The sequence below is a fragment of the Brevibacterium sp. Z349TD_9 genome (genome assembly GCF_056173565.1).
This window is the reverse complement of sequence record NZ_CM149680.1, coordinates 2426653-2444496: the sequence shown is the minus strand read 5'-3', so window position 1 is coordinate 2444496 and position 17844 is coordinate 2426653. Positions and strand designations below refer to the sequence as shown.

Annotated in this window: 14 protein-coding genes; 11 read left to right on the top strand and 3 right to left on the bottom strand. The window is 69.8% G+C overall.

Features of this window, described 5'->3' with window-relative positions; all coding sequences use genetic code 11:
• Positions 1-96 precede the first annotated feature (96 nt).
• On the top strand, positions 97-720 hold the full coding sequence (locus AC0VYB_RS11410) for a YdcF family protein (protein ID WP_009379964.1): 624 nt from the start codon (positions 97-99) through the stop codon (positions 718-720).
• On the opposite strand, the gene AC0VYB_RS11405 is transcribed toward AC0VYB_RS11410, so the two are convergent.
• Genes AC0VYB_RS11405 through AC0VYB_RS11395 form a run of 3 tightly spaced genes read right to left on the bottom strand, consistent with a single transcriptional unit; the run spans position 704 to position 5245 of the window.
• The gene (locus AC0VYB_RS11405; protein ID WP_232252590.1) at positions 704-3139 is read right to left on the bottom strand and encodes a transglutaminase TgpA family protein; all 2436 of its coding nucleotides are present in this window, start codon (positions 3137-3139) and stop codon (positions 704-706) included. The two genes, AC0VYB_RS11410 and AC0VYB_RS11405, sit on opposite strands and share 17 nt — an antisense overlap.
• Complete coding sequence (locus AC0VYB_RS11400) at positions 3103-4251, bottom strand: DUF58 domain-containing protein (protein ID WP_101623678.1); 1149 nt, start codon at positions 4249-4251, stop codon at positions 3103-3105. The genes AC0VYB_RS11405 and AC0VYB_RS11400 overlap by 37 nt, the downstream gene beginning before the upstream one ends.
• Before the next feature lie 4 nt (positions 4252-4255).
• Entirely contained in the window at positions 4256-5245 is a 990-nt protein-coding gene (locus AC0VYB_RS11395; RefSeq protein ID WP_063250842.1) for an AAA family ATPase, read from the bottom strand.
• Between the two features lie 455 nt (positions 5246-5700).
• Between AC0VYB_RS11395 and mraZ the strand changes: the two genes are divergently transcribed.
• The 10 genes from mraZ (at position 5701) to AC0VYB_RS11345 (ending at position 17843) form a co-directional block, all read left to right on the top strand.
• Entirely contained in the window at positions 5701-6132 is a 432-nt protein-coding gene (mraZ, locus tag AC0VYB_RS11390; RefSeq protein WP_040342214.1) for a division/cell wall cluster transcriptional repressor MraZ, read from the top strand.
• Between the two features lie 171 nt (positions 6133-6303).
• Positions 6304-7266 carry a 16S rRNA (cytosine(1402)-N(4))-methyltransferase RsmH gene (gene rsmH, locus AC0VYB_RS11385; RefSeq protein ID WP_063250878.1) on the top strand — a complete coding sequence of 321 codons (963 nt, stop codon included), beginning with the start codon at positions 6304-6306 and terminating at the stop codon, positions 7264-7266.
• Positions 7263-7808: a cell division protein FtsL gene (gene ftsL / locus AC0VYB_RS11380; protein WP_101623679.1), complete on the top strand. Its 546-nt coding sequence runs from the start codon at positions 7263-7265 to the stop codon at positions 7806-7808. Before rsmH ends, ftsL begins: the two co-directional genes overlap by 4 nt.
• 82 nt (positions 7809-7890) lie before the next feature.
• Positions 7891-9654 carry a peptidoglycan D,D-transpeptidase FtsI family protein gene (locus AC0VYB_RS11375; RefSeq protein ID WP_313450829.1) on the top strand — a complete coding sequence of 588 codons (1764 nt, stop codon included), beginning with the start codon at positions 7891-7893 and terminating at the stop codon, positions 9652-9654.
• Positions 9651-11192: a UDP-N-acetylmuramoyl-L-alanyl-D-glutamate--2,6-diaminopimelate ligase gene (locus tag AC0VYB_RS11370; RefSeq protein WP_131247811.1), complete on the top strand. Its 1542-nt coding sequence runs from the start codon at positions 9651-9653 to the stop codon at positions 11190-11192. Before AC0VYB_RS11375 ends, AC0VYB_RS11370 begins: the two co-directional genes overlap by 4 nt.
• Before the next feature lies 1 nt (position 11193).
• Positions 11194-12660, top strand: a complete 1467-nt coding sequence (locus AC0VYB_RS11365) for a UDP-N-acetylmuramoyl-tripeptide--D-alanyl-D-alanine ligase (protein ID WP_063250875.1) — start codon at positions 11194-11196, stop codon at positions 12658-12660.
• The gene (gene mraY, locus AC0VYB_RS11360; RefSeq protein WP_131247809.1) at positions 12657-13748 is read left to right on the top strand and encodes a phospho-N-acetylmuramoyl-pentapeptide-transferase; all 1092 of its coding nucleotides are present in this window, start codon (positions 12657-12659) and stop codon (positions 13746-13748) included. Before AC0VYB_RS11365 ends, mraY begins: the two co-directional genes overlap by 4 nt.
• A complete protein-coding gene (gene murD, locus AC0VYB_RS11355; RefSeq protein ID WP_131247807.1) occupies positions 13738-15285 on the top strand; it encodes a UDP-N-acetylmuramoyl-L-alanine--D-glutamate ligase in 1548 nt (515 codons plus the stop codon). Before mraY ends, murD begins: the two co-directional genes overlap by 11 nt.
• Position 15286: 1 nt before the next feature.
• Positions 15287-16741, top strand: a complete 1455-nt coding sequence (gene ftsW, locus AC0VYB_RS11350) for a putative lipid II flippase FtsW (RefSeq protein WP_131247805.1) — start codon at positions 15287-15289, stop codon at positions 16739-16741.
• A gap of 1 nt (position 16742) precedes the next feature.
• Positions 16743-17843, top strand: coding sequence for a UDP-N-acetylglucosamine--N-acetylmuramyl-(pentapeptide) pyrophosphoryl-undecaprenol N-acetylglucosamine transferase (locus tag AC0VYB_RS11345; RefSeq protein ID WP_167560837.1), 1101 nt, complete (start codon positions 16743-16745; stop codon positions 17841-17843).
• Position 17844 lies beyond the last annotated feature (1 nt).

Sequence of the window (17844 nt, the reverse complement as noted above, 5' to 3'; positions counted from 1 at the left end):
CCGACCGCTGAGACACCGAATGCCAACCGAATGCGCTCCCAGCCGGGGGCGCATTTCTGCTGTCCCTGCCGGATCCTCCCGGGGGAGGAACGACTCGTGCGCACAGCCGCAGCACTGACCTCGGCCGGGGTGATCGCCGCGATCGGCGTCGTCGCCTTCGGTGAGCTCTCCAGCTGGGCCGCCAGCCGGCGAGGGTTCCCGCGGAGCGGGTCGGAGACGTCGGAAGGCGCCACCGATCCGTCGGCGTCGCACGCCGTCCTCGTCCTCGGGTACCGCAACCCGGGTCCACGGGCGAACGCGATCAACCGCTTCCGGGTGCGCGCAGGCGTGCGCTCGGTCGATCCGGAAGCCGCGGAGTCCGCGCTCGTGCTCTCCGGCGGCGCGGTCGCAGGAGCGCTCCCCGAAGCCGAACTCATGCGCCGGTACGCCCGCGACGAGCTCGGCTTCACCGGTGCCATCCGCCTCGAGACGGCAAGCACGAGCACGAAGGAGAACATCGAGCAGGCGATCCCGCTCCTCGAGGAGGCGACGAGCATCGCCGTCGTCTCGACGTCCCACCATGCCCTCAAGGCACGGATCTGCCTGCGGCGGCTGCGCCCCGACCTCGCCGAGCGCCTCGTCCGCGGCGGCGACTACCGCCTCGGGGAGCTGTGGTGGGTCAAACCCGTCGAAGCGGTCCTCGGACGCCGGAGCCTCCGGAGGCTCACTTCGGCGGGCTGAAGATGCTCGCCGGCCAGATCTTCGCCCGGATCCGTGCGCCCGGCGTCGCATGCTCGGACAGGTCGGTCTGCACCTCGTCGACGACCGCACGGGCCTCGGCGTCAGAGACGTCGACCGGCTGCGCACCGTAGCGCTTGGCCTCGAGGGCGTCGATGAACCCGGCCAGCGCGGTGTCGCGGCGGCCTCCGTCAGGGCCCGAGGGCACCGGTCGACGCAGGGCGTCGAGTCCGCCCGCAGGGGCGAGTCTGCCGTCGGGGCGCGCGGTCGCGCTGTCGGGTCCGGCAGTCGCACCGTCGGGTCCGGGGCCGGGCCCAGGCCCGCCCGTCGCCGGGTCCCCGGCGGTTGGCCCGGCATCCCCCGGAGCGGCGCCGGCGACTGCCGGACCTCCGGCGAGGACGAGCTCGTCGTGGCGCAGGGTGCGGCTCGGGTCGAGGCTCTGCCCGTAGTCGGTGGCCAGTGCCCTGATCTCCGTCCACACCCGTTCGACGTCGACGGGTGAGCCGGTGCGGCGGCTGCGCAGAAGCATCCGCCAGATCGCGGGGATCGCGAGCAGGAGGAGGACGAGCGCGGCGATGACCAGGGCCCAGACGATCGTCGAGTAGTCCGCCGACGCCGGCTGGGCGGCCGCGTCGGTCTCCTCGGTCGTCGGCTCCTCGGTCTCGGCCGGAGCCGTCTCGGCAGCCGACTCCGTCGGCTCCTCTGTCGGCGAGGCCGACTCCTCGGTCTCCTCGTCGGTGCTCTCACTGCTGCCGTCGGCGAGCGTCCACGCCGGCGGGGCGCCGGCCGGTCCGCCGGGCGTCGGTTCGAAGCGGACCCAGCCGGCGCCCTCGAAGTAGAGCTCGGGCCACGCGTGCGAATCCTGCATGGACACGTCGTACCCGTCGCCGGATTCGGTGCCTCCGGCGAAGCCGACGCCGATCCGGGCGGGGATCCCCATGGTCCGCGCCATGATCGTCATCGCCGAGGAGAACTGGACGCAGTAGCCCTTCTTCTCGGTGAGGAAGTCGGAGATCGCATCGCCGCTGGCCTGTTCGGGAGCGTCGAGCGAGTACTCGAACTCACCGCTGCGGAAGTACGCCTGGAGGAGCACAGCCGCCTCCCACTGGTTGCTCGCCCCGGCTGTGACGTCCTCCGCGGTCTGCTGCACGCTCGGGGGCAGGCTCGCGGGCACTTCGAGCTCGGTCTCGAACTGGCTCGAGTTCACCGGAGTCGCCGTCCTCAGATCCTCGACGTTGGGGGTGATCGAGAGGTACTCCATCGAGTACTGCTGACCTGCTGAGCGCTCACCGTTGCCGACGATCGTCAGCGACTCCTCGTCGTAGATCCACCGGCGGTTGAGTCCCTGGGGCTGCTGCGGCGCATAGGGAGTCGGCAGGTACTGCTGGTCGTAGTCGCCGATCGTGACGTCGATGCGCTCTTCGGTGTAGCCGTTGTTGCGCGGCAGCCCCTCCGGCCACGGCAGCCCTTCCGAGGCGATCGCGAACTGGTCGAGGCCGAACGGCGTCGGGGCCCACGTCTGTCCGTCGAACGAGTTGACCGAGGTCAGCCGGATCGGCTCCGGCTCCTCCGCCGTCGTCGTGTAGGAGAACAGCGTCGAGTCGTCCCGGTCACCGAGGTCGGAGCGCAGATCGAGGAACGGATTCGTCACCGTGAGGTCGCCCTGGTTGTTCGAGGCCCGGTCCGGCAGGGTGGGGACCGTCGGCAGGATCGTGGGCAGACCGATGCCGAGGATGACGGCGACCGCTCCGGCGACGAGCGCGGTGAGTCCGCCCTGCCACTTCGCCGCCGGGAAGTACGGACTGAGGATGAGGAGGAGGAAGGCCGCGAGCACTGCGGCGATGTGCCACCAGCGGACCTCGGCGGGGGCGAAGAAGACGGGGATCATCCACAGCACGAGCAGGAGCACACCGGAGACCTTGGGCGCGCGCAGGTCGGAGACGAGGCCGTCGATGAGGATCGTGATGAGTGTGAAGGCGATCGTGAGCATCGCGGTGAAGCCGGGTGTGCTCGCCGCCGGCGGCGTCGAGGCGTAGAGGTCGCTCACCCCGGAGGAGAGGAGGTCGATGACGGCGACGAACGAATCACCGGTGGGGATGACTCCGAAGAGCATCGTGTCGGGCACGCAGAGGATGAGGACGGCGAAGACGCCGACGACGCACTGGGCGATGACGGCGGTGCCGGTGGCCCGCAGTCCGGCGATGCTGCGGAAGATCGCGCCGACGGCGACGATGAGGGCGACGGCGACGAGGACCGGCGGCAGCCAGCCCAGGTCGGAGAAGACCGCGGAGAGACCGATCGCCGTGAGCACCATGGCGACGAACACGGCGAGGGACTCGAACCAGGTCGAGGACTTCGCCTCGGTGGTCTGGGCGAGGTCGGCGGTCATCGGATCACCCGTTTCGTCTCGAAGGTCGTCCACGATTCCGGAAGGTCCTCGCTGAGGCCGAGCATCGTCATGTCGTCGATCTCGGAGAGGCTGCGGACCGTGATGGGGATCCGCCGGGAGAAGTGCGCGGCCATCGCCTCGGCGCGGGAGTCGTCGGCGGCGCAGATGACGACGTGGTTGGGATCGTCATGGGCGGGCAGCTCGGCCCGCCCGGGTTCGATGAGCGCGGTGAGCAGGCGCAGTCGGTCGACGTCCTTCTGCCCGCGGAACCTGATCTCGTGTCCCGGAGCGACGACGCAGACCTCGTAGTCGGCGCGGAGGAAGGCGACGCCGGCGGCTGCCGCTGCGGCGATGAGGAACTCGGTCTCGAGCTCGTCGGGTGCCTGCTCCGGACGATCGAGGTCGATGACGATGAGCGCGTGGAGCGTCTCCTCCTCGGCCTCGTGGCGGACCATGAGCTCCCCGGACTTCGCGGTCGTCGGCCAGTGCACGTGCCGGAGGTCGTCGCCGGGCACGTACTCCCGGGTGTGGAAGTCGCGGGTGGTGTGCCCGGAGCGGATCTTCCCCTCGTCGAGGCGGGCCGGCCGGTTCGCCGATTCGCGGGGGATGCGCGCGCCGAGCGTCGGCACAGCCACGGCGATGGGGAACGACCCGAGGACCTTCTTCTTCGCCGTGACGAGCCCGAAGGGCCCGGCGACGGTGATGAGCACCGACTCGATGCCGCTGACCCCGCGTCGTCCGGGGGTGAAGGAGGTGAGCACGGTCTGCGAGCGACCGCCGGCCAGCGGCGGGACCTCCCCGACGGTGGAATCGCCGAATCCGTCGGCGGCGATGAAGTCGATCGTCGAGGACGGCACCGCGAGATGGCCCGTGTTCGTCACCACCGCGTCGAGCTCGACCTCCTTGCCTTCGGGCGCCAGGGGGTACCGGTCGCCGCCGGGCCGGAGCCGGACCTCGGGCAGGGGGGTGCGCAGGCTCACCGAGATCCGCCGGGTGCTCCACCCGATGAGTGCCGCGGAGAGGAGCACGAGGGCGAGGAGGAGCAGGCCGGCGGGGAGCAGACCGGGCAGGGCGAACCGGTAGGCGCCGACGATGAGCGCGGCACCGGCGATGATGAAGATGATTCCCGAGGTGCTCAGTCGCATGCCGTCACTGATTCGCAGAGACGGGGACCCGCTGGAGGACACGGCCGATGAGTTCGGCCGCGAGCTCGGAGTCGTCGCCGTCGCGGGGGATGATGCGGTGGGCGAGGATGTACGGCGCGAGTGCCTGGATGTCGTCGGGGGTGACGAAGGTGCGGCCCGACAGCGCTGCGCGCGCCTTCGCCGCACGGAGCAGGTGGACGCCGCCGCGCGGCGAGGAGCCGAGCAGGATCGCCTGGTCGTTGCGGCTGGCCTGGAGGATCGCGACGATGTACTCGCGCAGCTCGCGGCTGGCACCGACGTGACGGACGATGTCGCGGGCCTGTCCGACCTGTTCGAGGCTCGTGACCGCCTGTGCCGCGGCGAGCGGGTCGTGCTCGATCTGATTGTCGAGCAGATCGACCTCGTCGGCCGTCGCCGGGTAGCCGAGCGAGAGTCGGGTCATGAAGCGGTCGCGCTGGGCCTCGGGCAGGGCGTAAGTGCCCTCCATGTCGATGGGGTTCTGCGTGGCGACGACGATGAACGGCGACGGCATCCTGTGCGTCTCCCCGTCGATCGTCGCCTGACCCTCGGCCATGCACTCGAGCATCGCCGACTGGGTCTTGGGGGAAGCGCGGTTGATCTCGTCGGCGATGACGATGTTCGCGAAGACCGGGCCGCGACGGAACTCGAAGTGGCGGGTCTCCTGATTGAACAGGTTGACCCCGACGACGTCGGTGGGCAGAAGGTCGGGCGTGAACTGGATACGGCGGACCGAACCGTCGACGACCTTGCCCATCGCACGGGCCAGGAGCGTCTTGCCGACGCCGGGCACGTCCTCGAGGAGGACATGGCCGCCGGCGAGGAGGGCGATGAGGGAGAGGCCGACGGCCTCGTCCTTGCCCTCGAGCACGGAGTTCATCGCCGTGCGGGCGCGGGACGTCAGCTGCTGAACCCATTCGATGTGCTCGGTGCCGATGACGGAGTTGGTCTGCGTGGCTTCCTGGCTGGTCGACATGCGTCCATTCTTCCCTATCCCGCCCCCGGCATCCATTCGGGCGCCTCTCAGGAACTCTGCGGTCGCCGTCGACCTCGCCCCACTCCGCTCCCCGGCCCTGCCCGCACGCCTCCCGGCGGGTCTCCACTTCCCTCCCCACCTTCCTCCACCGCCCGCCCCACTTCGCTCCACCGCCCGCCCCACTTTCCTCCCCACTGCCCTCCACCTCGGCGGTCAACCCCGGAAATCCGGGGATCACGGACCCTGACACCCCCGCCGAGGCGGCCCATCCCACCGGGAGACGAGCACCGTCGAACGCGCCGATGGGAAATTTTCTCCACTTTCCTCCACCGGTCTGACCTGGGATTTCATTGGCCTTGGAGGGGAAGTGGGGGGAATGTGCTGGATGATGTGGAGGGAAGTGGAGTAGGGTGGTTGCTATCGGAGCCGATTGGTTTCGAAAGGGGTGAGACGACATGTTCTTGGGCACTCATATGCAGAAGCTCGACGACAAGGGTCGCCTCATCCTGCCCGCAAAGTTCCGTGACGAGCTCTCGCCAGGACTCGTTCTCACCCGTGGCCAGGAGAACTGCCTCACCCTGTTCCCCACCACGGAGTTCGAGGCCGAGCACGAGCGGATCCAGAACGCGCCGAAGACGAACAAGGAGGCACGCGACTACCAGCGCGTGTTTCTGTCGGCGGCCTTTGCGGATCAGCCGGACAAGCAGGGGCGCATCACCGTCCCGCACATACTGCGGCAGTACGCATCGCTCGATCGGGAGGTCGCAGTAATCGGCATGGGCAACCGAGTCGAGATCTGGGACGCACCGACGTGGGAGGAGTACCTCGTGGGAGCGCAGCAGGCCTTCGCCGAACGCGAGAACGAGGTGATCCCCGGAGTGATCTGATCCTGCTCGGGTTCGATCCTTGCCCGCCGTGTGCTGAGATTCGGGGCACTTCCCCGGTTCCGAAGCTCACCCGTCCTGACACACTTCCCCGGTGCCAGGGCCGCGGCGGACAAGGTTCCGACTCCAGCAGGGCACCGAGACCAGAGACGACCACGCACGAAGGACTCCACCATGAACGCACAGCATGTGCCAGTGCTCCTCGAGCGCGTGGTCGAGCTCCTCGGCGTCGGCGTCGCCGCCGCCCGCGACCAGGGGCGCACCCCCGTCATCGTCGACGGCACCCTGGGCATGGGCGGCCACGCCGAGGCGGTGCTCCGGGCCTTCCCCGACGTCCACCTCGTCGGCATCGACCGCGACCTCGAGGCCATCGCCATCGCGACGAAGCGGCTGGCCCCCTTCGCCGAGCGCACCGACATCGTCCACGCCGTCGACGACGAACTGCCGCGCGTCCTCGCCGACCTCGGCATCGAGGCGATCAGCGGCATCCTCCTCGACCTCGGCGTCTCCTCCCTCCAGCTCGACGAGGACGACCGCGGCTTCTCCTACTCCCGTCCCGCCCCGCTGGACATGCGCATGGACCAGAGCCGGGGGAGGACCGCCGCCGAGGTGCTCGCGACCTATCCCGAAGCCGAACTGCGGCGCATCCTGCGCGAGTACGGCGAGGAGAAGATGGCCGGGAAGATCGCGAAGATCATCGTCACTGACCGTGAGACGACCCCGTGGGAGACCTCCGATCAGCTCGCGGCGATGCTCGCCCGCGTCCTGCCCGAGGGCAAGAAGCGCTCCCACCCGGCGAAGCGGACGTTCCAGGCGCTGCGGATCGAGGTCAATGACGAACTCGGCGTGCTCCGCACTGCCCTGCCGGCCGCGCTGGAAGCGCTCCACGTCGGGGGAGTGGCCGTCATCGAGTCCTATCAGTCGCTCGAGGACACGATCGTCAAGCGGATCTTCCGAGCCGGCACCGTCAGCCAGGCGCCGCCGGACCTGCCCGTCGTGCCCGAGCACCTGCAGCCGTGGCTGCGCGAGATCGTGCGCGGAGCCGAAGTCGCCGACGACGAGGAAGCCGAGACCAACCCTCGCGCGAAGAGCGTGAGACTGCGCGCCGTTGTCAAGATCAGGGAGGACCAGCAGTGAGCCACGCACACGCCGTCGCCGGAGCACCTCAGCGCCGCAGGCAGGAGACCCCCGCATCGTCTCCGCGGCTGCGCCTGCTCAAGTTCGAGCTGCCGAAGTCGAAGCTGCCCTTCTCGCTGCTCTGCATCGGGATCCTCGTCGCCACGCTCGTCGCCGTCCTCCTCCTCAACATCTTCATCTCGAACACCTCGTATGAGATCGAGCGGCTGGGAGCGGAGAAGGAGAAACTCGCCGAGGAGAAGGACCGCCTCGTCGAGGACAACTCCTACCGCGAGTCCCCGCAGAACATCGCCAAGGCCGCCGAGGAGCTCGGCCTCGTCCGCGACACCTCCCCGGAGTTCCTCGACGCGAAGACGGGCAAGGTCATCGACGCCCCGCCGATCGACGAGTCCGGTGAGAAGAAGCCGACAGTCGTCCCCGGCCCGCGCGCCGATACCAGGGAGGACCTCCGACCCAATCTACGATCGGATGAGAAGCTTCCCGTCGTCGGCGGAAGCCCGGGCAAGGACATCGCACCCCCCGCACAGAAGTCCCCGAACTGATCCTCGCCCGCTCGGGGCGGGGGAGCCCCGCAGCCGGGCCGGCGCCCGGAGACAGAGACGAGCCACGAGGTAAGGACGAGGCATGGCCCCACGAGCGCGCAAGGCGAAGGCACCCAACCTGCGCCGTCGGATCGCCGTCGTCGCGATCCTCTCCGTGATCGTCCTCGTCGTCACCGGCGTCCGCCTCGTCTCCATCCAGGGCATGGACTCGATGAAGCTCGCGGAGAAGGCGCTGGCCAACCGCCTCGTCACCCGCACCCTGCCCGCCGACCGGGGACAGATCGTCGCCGCCGACGGCACGGTGCTCGCCGACAGCGTCTCCCGCTATCAGCTCGTCGTCGACCAGAAGAACGTCGCCCAGTACAAACGGGACGGCAAGCTGCTCGGAGCGTGGGGGGCCGCCGAGGCGCTCGCCGGACCGCTCAACACCGACCCGGGCCTGCTCTACCCCGAACTCGTCGGCGACAAGCGGTGGAACCCGGTGGCCAAGGGCCTGACCTCGGAGACCTGGCGGGAGATCGAGGCCCTTGACATCCTCGGCATCTCCGCCGAGGAGTACGCGGTCCGCTCCTATCCCTCCGGCGGGGTCGCCGGCAACCTCGTCGGCTTCCTCAGCTCCGACGGCCAGGCCCAGGCCGGCCTCGAACTCGCCTACGACGAGCAGCTCTCGGGCCGTGACGGGCAGCAGCAGTACGAACGCGGCGCGCGCGGGGACATCATCCCCCTCGGCGACAACAACATCCGCGCGGCCAAGGACGGCGACGGCATCCGCACGACGATCAACCCGTCCGTCCAGTACTACGCGCAGCAGGCGATCGCCGAACAGGTGAAGAAGCACAAGGCCGAGTCGGGATCGGTCGTCATCAAGGAGATCAAGACCGGCAAGATCCTCACCGCCGCCGATGCCCCGAGCGTCGACCCGAACAATCCGGGCAAGGTCGACGGCGCCGACCGCGGGTCGCGCATCTTCACCGACGTCTTCGAGCCCGGGTCGACGGCGAAGATGGTCACCGCCGCAGCGCTGCTCGACCAGGGCCTCGTCACCCCGGACCAGGAGTTCACGGTCCCCGACACGTGGAAGGCACCCAACGGCGAGGAGTTCCGCGACTCCTCACCCCACCCCGACCAGAAGCTCACGTTCGCCGGCATCCTCGCCGAATCCTCGAACACTGGAACGATCCTCGCCGGTCAGGCGCTCACCGAGGCGCAGCGGTATGAGTACATGAAGCGCTTCGGCTTCGGATCGGCATCGGGCATCGGCTTCCCCGCCGAGACCGGCGGCATCCTCCACCCCTATCAGGACTGGGACGGGCGGACGAAGTACACGGTGATGTTCGGACAGGGCATGGCGGCGAACGCGATCCAGACCACCGACGTCATCGCGACGATCGCCAACGGAGGAGTCGACGTGCCCTCCCGCCTCGTCGACGGCACGATCTCCCCATCGGGCAGGACGATCCCTCTCCCCGCCGACGAACCGAGACGGGTGGTCAGTGAGAAGGCCGCCGACCAGACGCTGGCGATGCTCGAGGGCGTCGTCGCCGAGGGCACCGGACAGTCCGCGCAGGTCTCCGGCTACCGCGTCGCCGGCAAGACGGGCACCGCGCAGGCCCCGTCCGCCGAAGGCGGCGGCTACGACGGCTACACCGCGTCCTTCGTCGGAGTCATCCCCGCCGAGGACCCCCAGTTCGCGATCTCCGTGACGTTGCAGCGCCCGCGGAAGGGCTACTACGGTGGTACCGCCGCCGCGCCCGTGTTCTCCGATGTCGCCGGCTTCGTGATGCGGCACTACAAGATCCCCCCGTCGTCGACGGACCCGAACCTGCCTGCTCGAGAATGGAAATGATGCGCATCTCCCAGCTGCTCCCCGCGGCCCCCGGCACGATCCACGGAGACCCCGACCGTGAGGTCTCGGGAGTCTCCCACGACTCGCGCACGGTCGCCCCGGGGCAGCTCTACGCCGCCCTGCCGGGGTCGAACGTCCACGGCGCCCGCTTCGCCTCCGACCTCATCGCCGCAGGCGTGAGCGCGATCCTCACCGATCCGGTCGGCTGGCGGCTGATCGCCGAGGCGGTCGACCCGGACGCCCTCGCCGCGGTCACCGGCCTCGTCGTCGACGACCCCCGGGCCGTGCTCGGCTTCGTCTCCGCCGCCGTCTACGGCACCGACGTCCGCCCCGAGCTCCTCGGCGTCACCGGGACCAACGGGAAGACGACGACGACCTACCTGCTCGCGGGCATGCTCGAGGCCCTCGGACGGCGCACCGGCGTCATCGGCACCGTGGCGACCCTCATCGACGGCACCGCCGTGCCGGCCGTGCGCACCACTCCCGAGGCGCCTGAGCTCCACGCCCTGTTCGCGAAGATGCGCGCCGCCGACGTCGACACGTGCGCGATGGAGGTCTCCTCGCACGCGCTGAGCCAGCACCGCGTCGACGGCGCCCACTTCGCCGTCGCCGGGTTCACCAACCTCTCCCAGGACCACCTCGACTTCCACCATTCGATGGACGAGTACTTCGCGGCCAAGGCCGCGCTCTTCACCCGCGCCTTCGCCGACCGGGCCGTCATCGTCATCGAGGACGAATGGGGCGAGCGGATGGCCGCGGCCGCGCAGATCCCCGTGACCACCCTCGGCCGCGACGACCGCAGCCGGCTGCGGATCGACCACACACCCGGCGAATCCGACTTCAGCCTCCGCCTCGGCGAGGGAGAGACCATTCCCCTGCGCTCACCGCTGCCGGGGGACTTCAACGTCACGAACACCGCACTCGCGGCCGCGATGCTCGTCGAATCCGGGATCCCGGCGACCGAGCTGAGCGCGATCGGGCGGACGTTCACCGCCGCCGTCCCCGGACGCATGGAGGTCATCGGCATCGCCGAGGACGCAGCGCACGAGCTTCCGCGGGCGATCGTCGACTACTCCCACACGCCCGATGCGATCGCGAAGGCCCTCGCCTCGCTCGACGCCGACAGCGACGAGCTCGTCATCGTCGTCGGCGCCGGCGGCGATCGCGACCCCGGCAAGCGCCACGGAATGGGTGCGGCCGCGGCACGCGGGGCCGATGTGATCGTTCTCACCGACGACAACCCGCGCAGCGAGGACCCCGCGGCCATCCGGGCCGCCGTCAGGGCGGGAATCGATGCCGAGATCGCTGCGGGAGGCGCGCGTGTGAAGAAGGTCATCGAAATCGGCGATCGCGGCGAGGCCATCGACAAGGCGATCGCCTCCGCGAGCCCCGCGACCACAGTGCTCATCGCGGGCAAGGGCCATGAGACGGGCCAGTCGGCAGGCGGCGTCGTCACCGAATTCGACGACCGCTCGAGGACACGCTCAGCGCTGACCGCGCGACTCGGGCGCCCCGAAACAGGTAAAGTTCACAGTTGATATGAAGCGACTGAGTGCAGCCGAGATCGCAACCGCCGTCAACGGCGAGTTGTACGGCATCGACCCCGAATCCCTGTTGAGCGCCGGAGTCGTCACCGACTCCCGCGAAGTCGGCCCCGGTGACATCTACGTCGCCCGCCGCGGAGAGAATTTCGACGGCATCGAGTTCGCCGCCGCCGCCGTGGAGGCCGGTGCCGCGCTCGTCATCGGCGAATCCGTCCCCACCGTCGACGACAGCCCGCTGCCGACGGTCCTCGTCGCCGACGCCACCGAGGCGCTCGGGCAGCTCGCCCGCCGCAGCGTCGAAGCGCTGCGCGAGACCGGGGAGCTGCGCGTCATCGCCATCACCGGCTCGGTCGGCAAGACCACCGTCAAGGACCTCACCGCCGATCTCCTCGCCGGTGCCGGCCCGACGGTGTGGCCCCCGAACTCGTACAACAACGAGGTCGGCGTCCCGCTCACCGCGCTGCGCGCCGACGAGGAGACGCAGTTCCTCGTCCTCGAGATGGGCGCTCGCTCGATCGGCAACCTCGCCTACCTCACGAGCCTCATCCGGCCCGACATCGCCGTCGAACTCGCCGTGGGCACCGCCCACTCGGGCGTGTTCGGCTCGATCGACAACACGGCCCGGGCGAAGGCCGAACTCGTCGAATCGCTCGTCGCGGGCTCGACGGCGGTGCTCAACGCCGACGACTCCCGCGTCGCGGCGATGCGCGAGGTGCTCGCCGCAGACGTCGAAACGCTGTGGTTCTCCCAGCGGGAATCCCTGCCCGAATGGGTCGGTGCCGACGACCGCATCGTCCGCGCGACCGGGATCTCCACCGACTCCTCCGGCCACCCCTCGTTCGCCCTCCATCTGCCCGGCGAGGAGCCGCAGGAGGTGCGTCTCGCGCTCGTCGGCGAGCACCACGTCGGCAACGCCCTGGCCGCGGCCGCCGTGGCCTTCGCCTGCGGAGTCGGGGTGAAGTCGATCGTCACCACGCTCGCGACCTCCTCGGCGGCGAGCCGCTGGCGGATGGAGCTCATCGACTCGCCCTCGGGCGTGACCGTGCTCAACGACGCCTACAACGCCAACCCGGAGTCGATGCGCGCCTCGCTCAAGACGCTCGCGGCGATGGGCCGCGGCGACGAGGACAGCCGCCCCCGCCGGACCTTCGCCGTGCTCGGCGAGATGCTCGAACTCGGCGACGAGAGCGTGTCCGCGCACTCCGACATCGGCGAACTCGTCGTCCGGCTCAACATCACCCGCACCATCGTCGTCGGCGAGGGGGCGAAGCCGATCTTCAACGCCGCCAACCTCGAAGGCTCGTGGGGCAACGAGGCGACCTGGGTCGCCACCGTCGCCGAGGCCAAGGACCTGCTCGGCGCCGAACTCGCCCCTGGTGACATCGTCCTGTTCAAGTCCTCCCGCGACGCCGGTCTGCGGTACCTCGGGGACGACATCGCCGGCGTCTCGGGGGCCCAATGATCGCGGTTCTGCTCGCAGCCTGTGTCAGCCTCTTCCTCGCGCTCGTCGGCACCCCGCTGTTCATCCGGGTCCTCGTCAAGCGCGGCTACGGGCAGTTCGTCCGCGATGACGGTCCGACCACGCATGCGACGAAGCGCGGCACCCCGACGATGGGCGGCGTCGTCATCATCGGCGCCGCGATCATCGCCTACCTGCTCGGCCACCTCCTCACCGGCTCGGTGCCCACCGCCTCGGGACTCCTCGTCCTCTGGCTCGCCGCGGGCCTCGGCGTCGTCGGCTTCCTCGACGACTTCATCAAGATCAAGAAGCAGCGCTCGCTCGGTCTCCGGCCGGTGCCGAAGCTGCTCGGGCAGGCCTTCGTCGGCATCTCCTTCGCCGTCCTCGCCCTCCAGTTCCCCAACGCCTTCGAAGAGACCCCGGCGTCGACGAAGATCTCCTTCATCCGCGACACGAACATCGACCTCGCCTTCGCCGGCGGCGTCCTCGGCCTCATCCTCTTCGTCATCTGGGCGAACCTCATCGTCACGGCCGTCTCGAACGCCGTCAACCTCACCGACGGACTCGACGGTCTCGCCGCGGGCGCCTCGGCGGTCGTCTTCGCCGCCTACGTCGTCATCGGCACGTGGCAGTCGACGCAGAACTGCAACCTCATGTCCGAGGCGACGAACGCGTGCTACTACATGCGCGACCCCCGCGATCTCGCCATGGTCGCCGGCGCCATGGCCGCCGCGTGCTTCGGCTTCCTGTGGTGGAACACCTCACCGGCGAAGATCTTCATGGGCGACACCGGATCGCTGGCGATCGGCGGCGCGATCGCGGGTCTGGCGATCATGTCGCGCACCGAGCTGCTCCTCCTCGTCATCGGCGGACTCTTCGTCATCATCACGCTCTCGGTGATCATCCAGGTCGCCTCGTTCAAGACGACAGGCAAGCGCGTCTTCCGGATGGCCCCGCTGCAGCACCACTTCGAACTCAAGGGCTGGGCCGAGGTGACGATCGTCGTCCGCTTCTGGATCATCGCCGCACTCTTCGTCATCGCCGGCATCTGCCTCTTCTACGCCGAATGGGTCGCCCGCGTTGGCCACTGACCCCGACCTGAACTATCCGCTCGCCGACCGGGTCCCCGCGGCCCTGTCCGGACCGAGTTCGTCCCTGTCGGGACTGCGGATCCTCGTCACCGGACTCGGCGTCTCCGGCTTCCCCGCCGCCGTCCACCTCGGCGAACGCGGTGCCGAGGTCGTCGTCATCGACGGCGACACGACCCGCGACCTCAGCGAGAAGACCGAGATCCTCGAGGTCTTCGACGTCGACATCCGACGCGGACCGGCGGCAGTGGCGGGCCTGCCCGAGGGTCGGTTCGACCTCGTCGTCACCTCACCGGGCTGGAAGCCCGAGCAGCCCGTGCTCGCCGCGGCGATCGCGGCAGGGATCCCCGTCATCGGTGAGGTCGAGCTCGCCTGGCGCATCCGCGGGACCAACGACGCGAAATGGCTCGCGATCACCGGCACGAACGGCAAGACGACCACGACGACGATGCTCGAATCGATGCTGCTCGCCGCCGGGCTGCGCGCCCGGGCCTGCGGCAACATCGGCACGCCGCTGCTCGAAGCCGTCCTCGAACCCGGACTCGAGGTGCTCGCGATCGAACTCTCGAGCTTCCAGCTCCACTGGGAGTTCTCGATGTCGGCGACCTCCGCCGTCGTCCTCAACCTCGCCCCCGACCACATCGACTGGCACGGCAGCGCCGAGGCGTACGCCGCCGACAAGGCGAAGATCTACCACGACGTGTCCACCGCGTGCGTCTACAACGTCGCCGACGAGGTGACCCTGCGCATGGTCGAGGACGCCGACGTCGTCGCCGGGGCCCGGGCGATCGGCTTCACCACGGAGATCCCCCGCGCCGGTGAGCTCGGCGTCGTCGACGAGCTTCTCGTCGACCGGGCCTTCATCCCGCAGCGCTACACCGCCGCGGCCGAACTCGCCTCGCTCAGCGACGTCGCGCAGGCCGCCGGCACCCCGGGCAGACGACCCGCCGATCACCAGATCGCCAACGCCCTGGCCGCAGCGGCACTTGCCCGCAGCATCGACGTGCCCGGACAGGCGATCGCCCAGGGGCTGCGCGACCACGCCCCGGGTGCCCACCGGATGGTCACCGTCGCCGAGGCCGACGGGGTGAGCTGGGTCGACGACTCGAAGGCGACGAACACCCACGCCGCCGACGCGTCGCTGTCCAGCCTCGAGTCGATCGTCTGGATCGCCGGCGGCCTGCCGAAGGGCGCCGACTTCACCGATCTGCTCTCCCGGCACGGCCAGCGGCTCAAGTCCCTCGTCCTCATCGGCGCCGACGACACCGCGCTGCGCCAGGCGGCGATCGCGGCGGTCCCCGACCTCGAGATCGTGCGCATCGACCCGAATCTCGCCGACGACCCGAACGATCCCACCGTCGCCCCCCGTGAGCGGGGAGCTGCGGTCATGGACGCCGCGGTCGCCGCGGCAGTCGACATCGCCTCGGCCGGGGACACCGTGCTCCTCGCCCCGGCCGCCGCGAGCATGGACCAGTTCCTCGACTACACCACCCGGGGCGACCTCTTCGCCCGCGCCGTCCACGCCCGCACGGAGGCCTGACATGGGACGGCAGAGCACCGCGAAACCGGGAGCACGCCGACCGACGAGTTCCGCGGCAGCGCCCGCGAAGGCGGCAGCGCCCGCGAAGGCGGCAGGAACAGCGAAGGCGAAGCCGAAGCCGGCGAAGTCCGCGAAACCGAAGCGCACGAAGCCGGCGACCGCCTCGGCGAGGACCGCTTCGGCGACAGCGACGGCTGGCCGGACTCGCAGGCCCTTCCCCGGTCGCGGACTGCTGCGGGCGATCGGCGCCGAGTACTCCCGGGTGTCGGCCCACCCGCTCACGACCTACTACATCATCCTCATCTCCGTCGTCGCCCTCACCTGCCTCGGCCTCGTCATGGTGCTCTCGGCGTCCTCGATCACCTCGTACGACGGGGGAGAGGGCTCCTCGTTCGCCTACTTCAACAAGCAGGCGGGCTTCGCCGGCGTCGGCTTCGCGCTCCTCATCGCCGCCTCCTTCGTCCCACTGACCATGTGGAAGCGCCTGGCGTGGTGGGCGATGGGCCTCGGTGTTCTCATGCAGGCCGCCGTCTTCGTCCCCGGGCTCGGCAAGGCGACGAAGGGCAATGCGAACTGGATCCAGATCGGCGGCTTCCAGCTCCAGCCCTCGGAGTTCCTCAAGATCGCCCTCGCGGTGTGGCTCGGCTGCGTGCTCGCGAACAAATTCGGGAAGATGACGACCTTCAGCCATGCGATGATCCCCGTCGTGCCCGGCATCGCCGCCGCTGTCGGCCTCGTCGTCGCGGGCAACGACCTGGGCACCGCGCTCGTCCTCATGGCGATGGCCCTGGCCTGCCTCTTCATCGGCGCCTTCCCCGGGAAGTACTTCGCTCTGCTCGCCCTCGGACTCGGCGCCGTCACCGCTTTCTTCGTCTTCAGCAGCGAGAACCGTCTCAACCGGCTGACCACGGTGATCACCGGTCACTCCGACCAGTCGGCGATCGACGTCACCGGTCAGGCCTGGCAGTCCAACCACGGACTCTTCTCCCTGGCCTCGGGAGGATGGTTCGGCGTCGGGCTCGGAGCGAGTCGCGAGAAGTGGTCGTGGCTGCCCGAGGCACACAACGACTTCATCTTCGCCATCATCGGCGAGGAGCTCGGTCTGGCCGGAACGCTCGCCGTCATCCTCGTCTTCGCGATGCTCGCCTTCGGACTCATCCGGGTGATGGTGCGCTCGACGAGCCTGTTCGTCACGATCACCACCGCGGGCCTCTTCGCATGGCTCATCGGCCAGGCGGCCATCAACATCGGCGTCGTCGCCGGCCTCCTGCCCGTCATCGGCCTCCCGCTGCCCTTCGTCTCCTACGGTGGATCGTCGATCATCGCCTCCCTGCTCGCCGTCGGCGTCCTCCTCTCCTTCGCCCGCACCGAAGAGGGAGCCGCCGAGGCGATCCGTGCCCACAAGGACCGTGTGCGGTCCTCCTTCGGCGTACTCGCGAAGAAAGTGAGGAAATGACGTGACGAGCATTCTCCTGGCCGGTGGCGGCACCACCGGGCACATCTCGCCGATGCTGGCGATCGGACGGCAGCTGCGGGAGTCCCTGCCCGAGGCCGACGTCTTCGCGCTCGGAACCGACGACGGCCTCGAGACCAGGGTCGTGCCGGCGGCCGGCTTCGAGCTGCTGACGATCGAGAAGGTCCCCATGCCGCGGTCGCTCTCGGCCGGGCTGCTGAGGTTCCCGAAGCGCTTCTCCGACAACATCGCAGCGGTCCGGGCGATCATCGCCGACCGGGACGTCGCGGCCGTCGTCGGCGTCGGGGGATACGTCTGCCCGCCCGCCTACCTCGCCGCGAAGCAGGCGAGGATCCCCATCGTCATCCACGAGGCGAATGCGAAGCCGGGCATGGCCAACCGCCTCGGTGCGGCCCTCACCCGTCCCGGACGGGTCGGAGTGACCTTCCCGGGGACGAAGCTGCGCGGTGCTGAGCTCGTCGGGATGCCGATGCCCGCCGCGATCACCGACCTCGACCGTGACGACCCGTCCGTGCGCGCGGCCGCCCGGGCCGCCCTCGGGCTCACCGATTCCCGGCCCGTCCTCGTCGTCACCGGCGGATCCTCCGGCGCGCAGCGGATCAACGAGGCCTTCGAAGGCGCCGCCGCCGCGTGCCAGGCCGCGGGCGTCCAGGTCCTCCACCTCACTGGTGCCGGCAAGGGCGAGGCCCTGCGGCAGACGACCGCCGAGCTTCCCGACTACCATGTCGTCGACTACGTCGACGGGATGGACCGGGTCTACGCGGCCGCCGACCTCCTCGTCGCGAGGTCCGGGGCCGCCACCGTCGCCGAGACCACCGTCGCCGGGGTGCCCGCGATCTACGTCCCTCTGCCGATCGGCAACGGCGAGCAGCGTCTCAACGCCGCCGGCAGCGCCGAGGCCGGGGCATCGCAGATCATCGACAACCAGGCGTTCACCGAGGCGACCGTCACCGACGTCGTCCTGCCCCTGCTCGCCGACCCCGACCGCCTGCGGGGGATGAGCAGGGCCGCCCGCGCGCTCGACTACCCGACCGATGCGGCGGCCACGATGGCCCAGATCACCACTTCCGCTCTGAGAGGTTGAC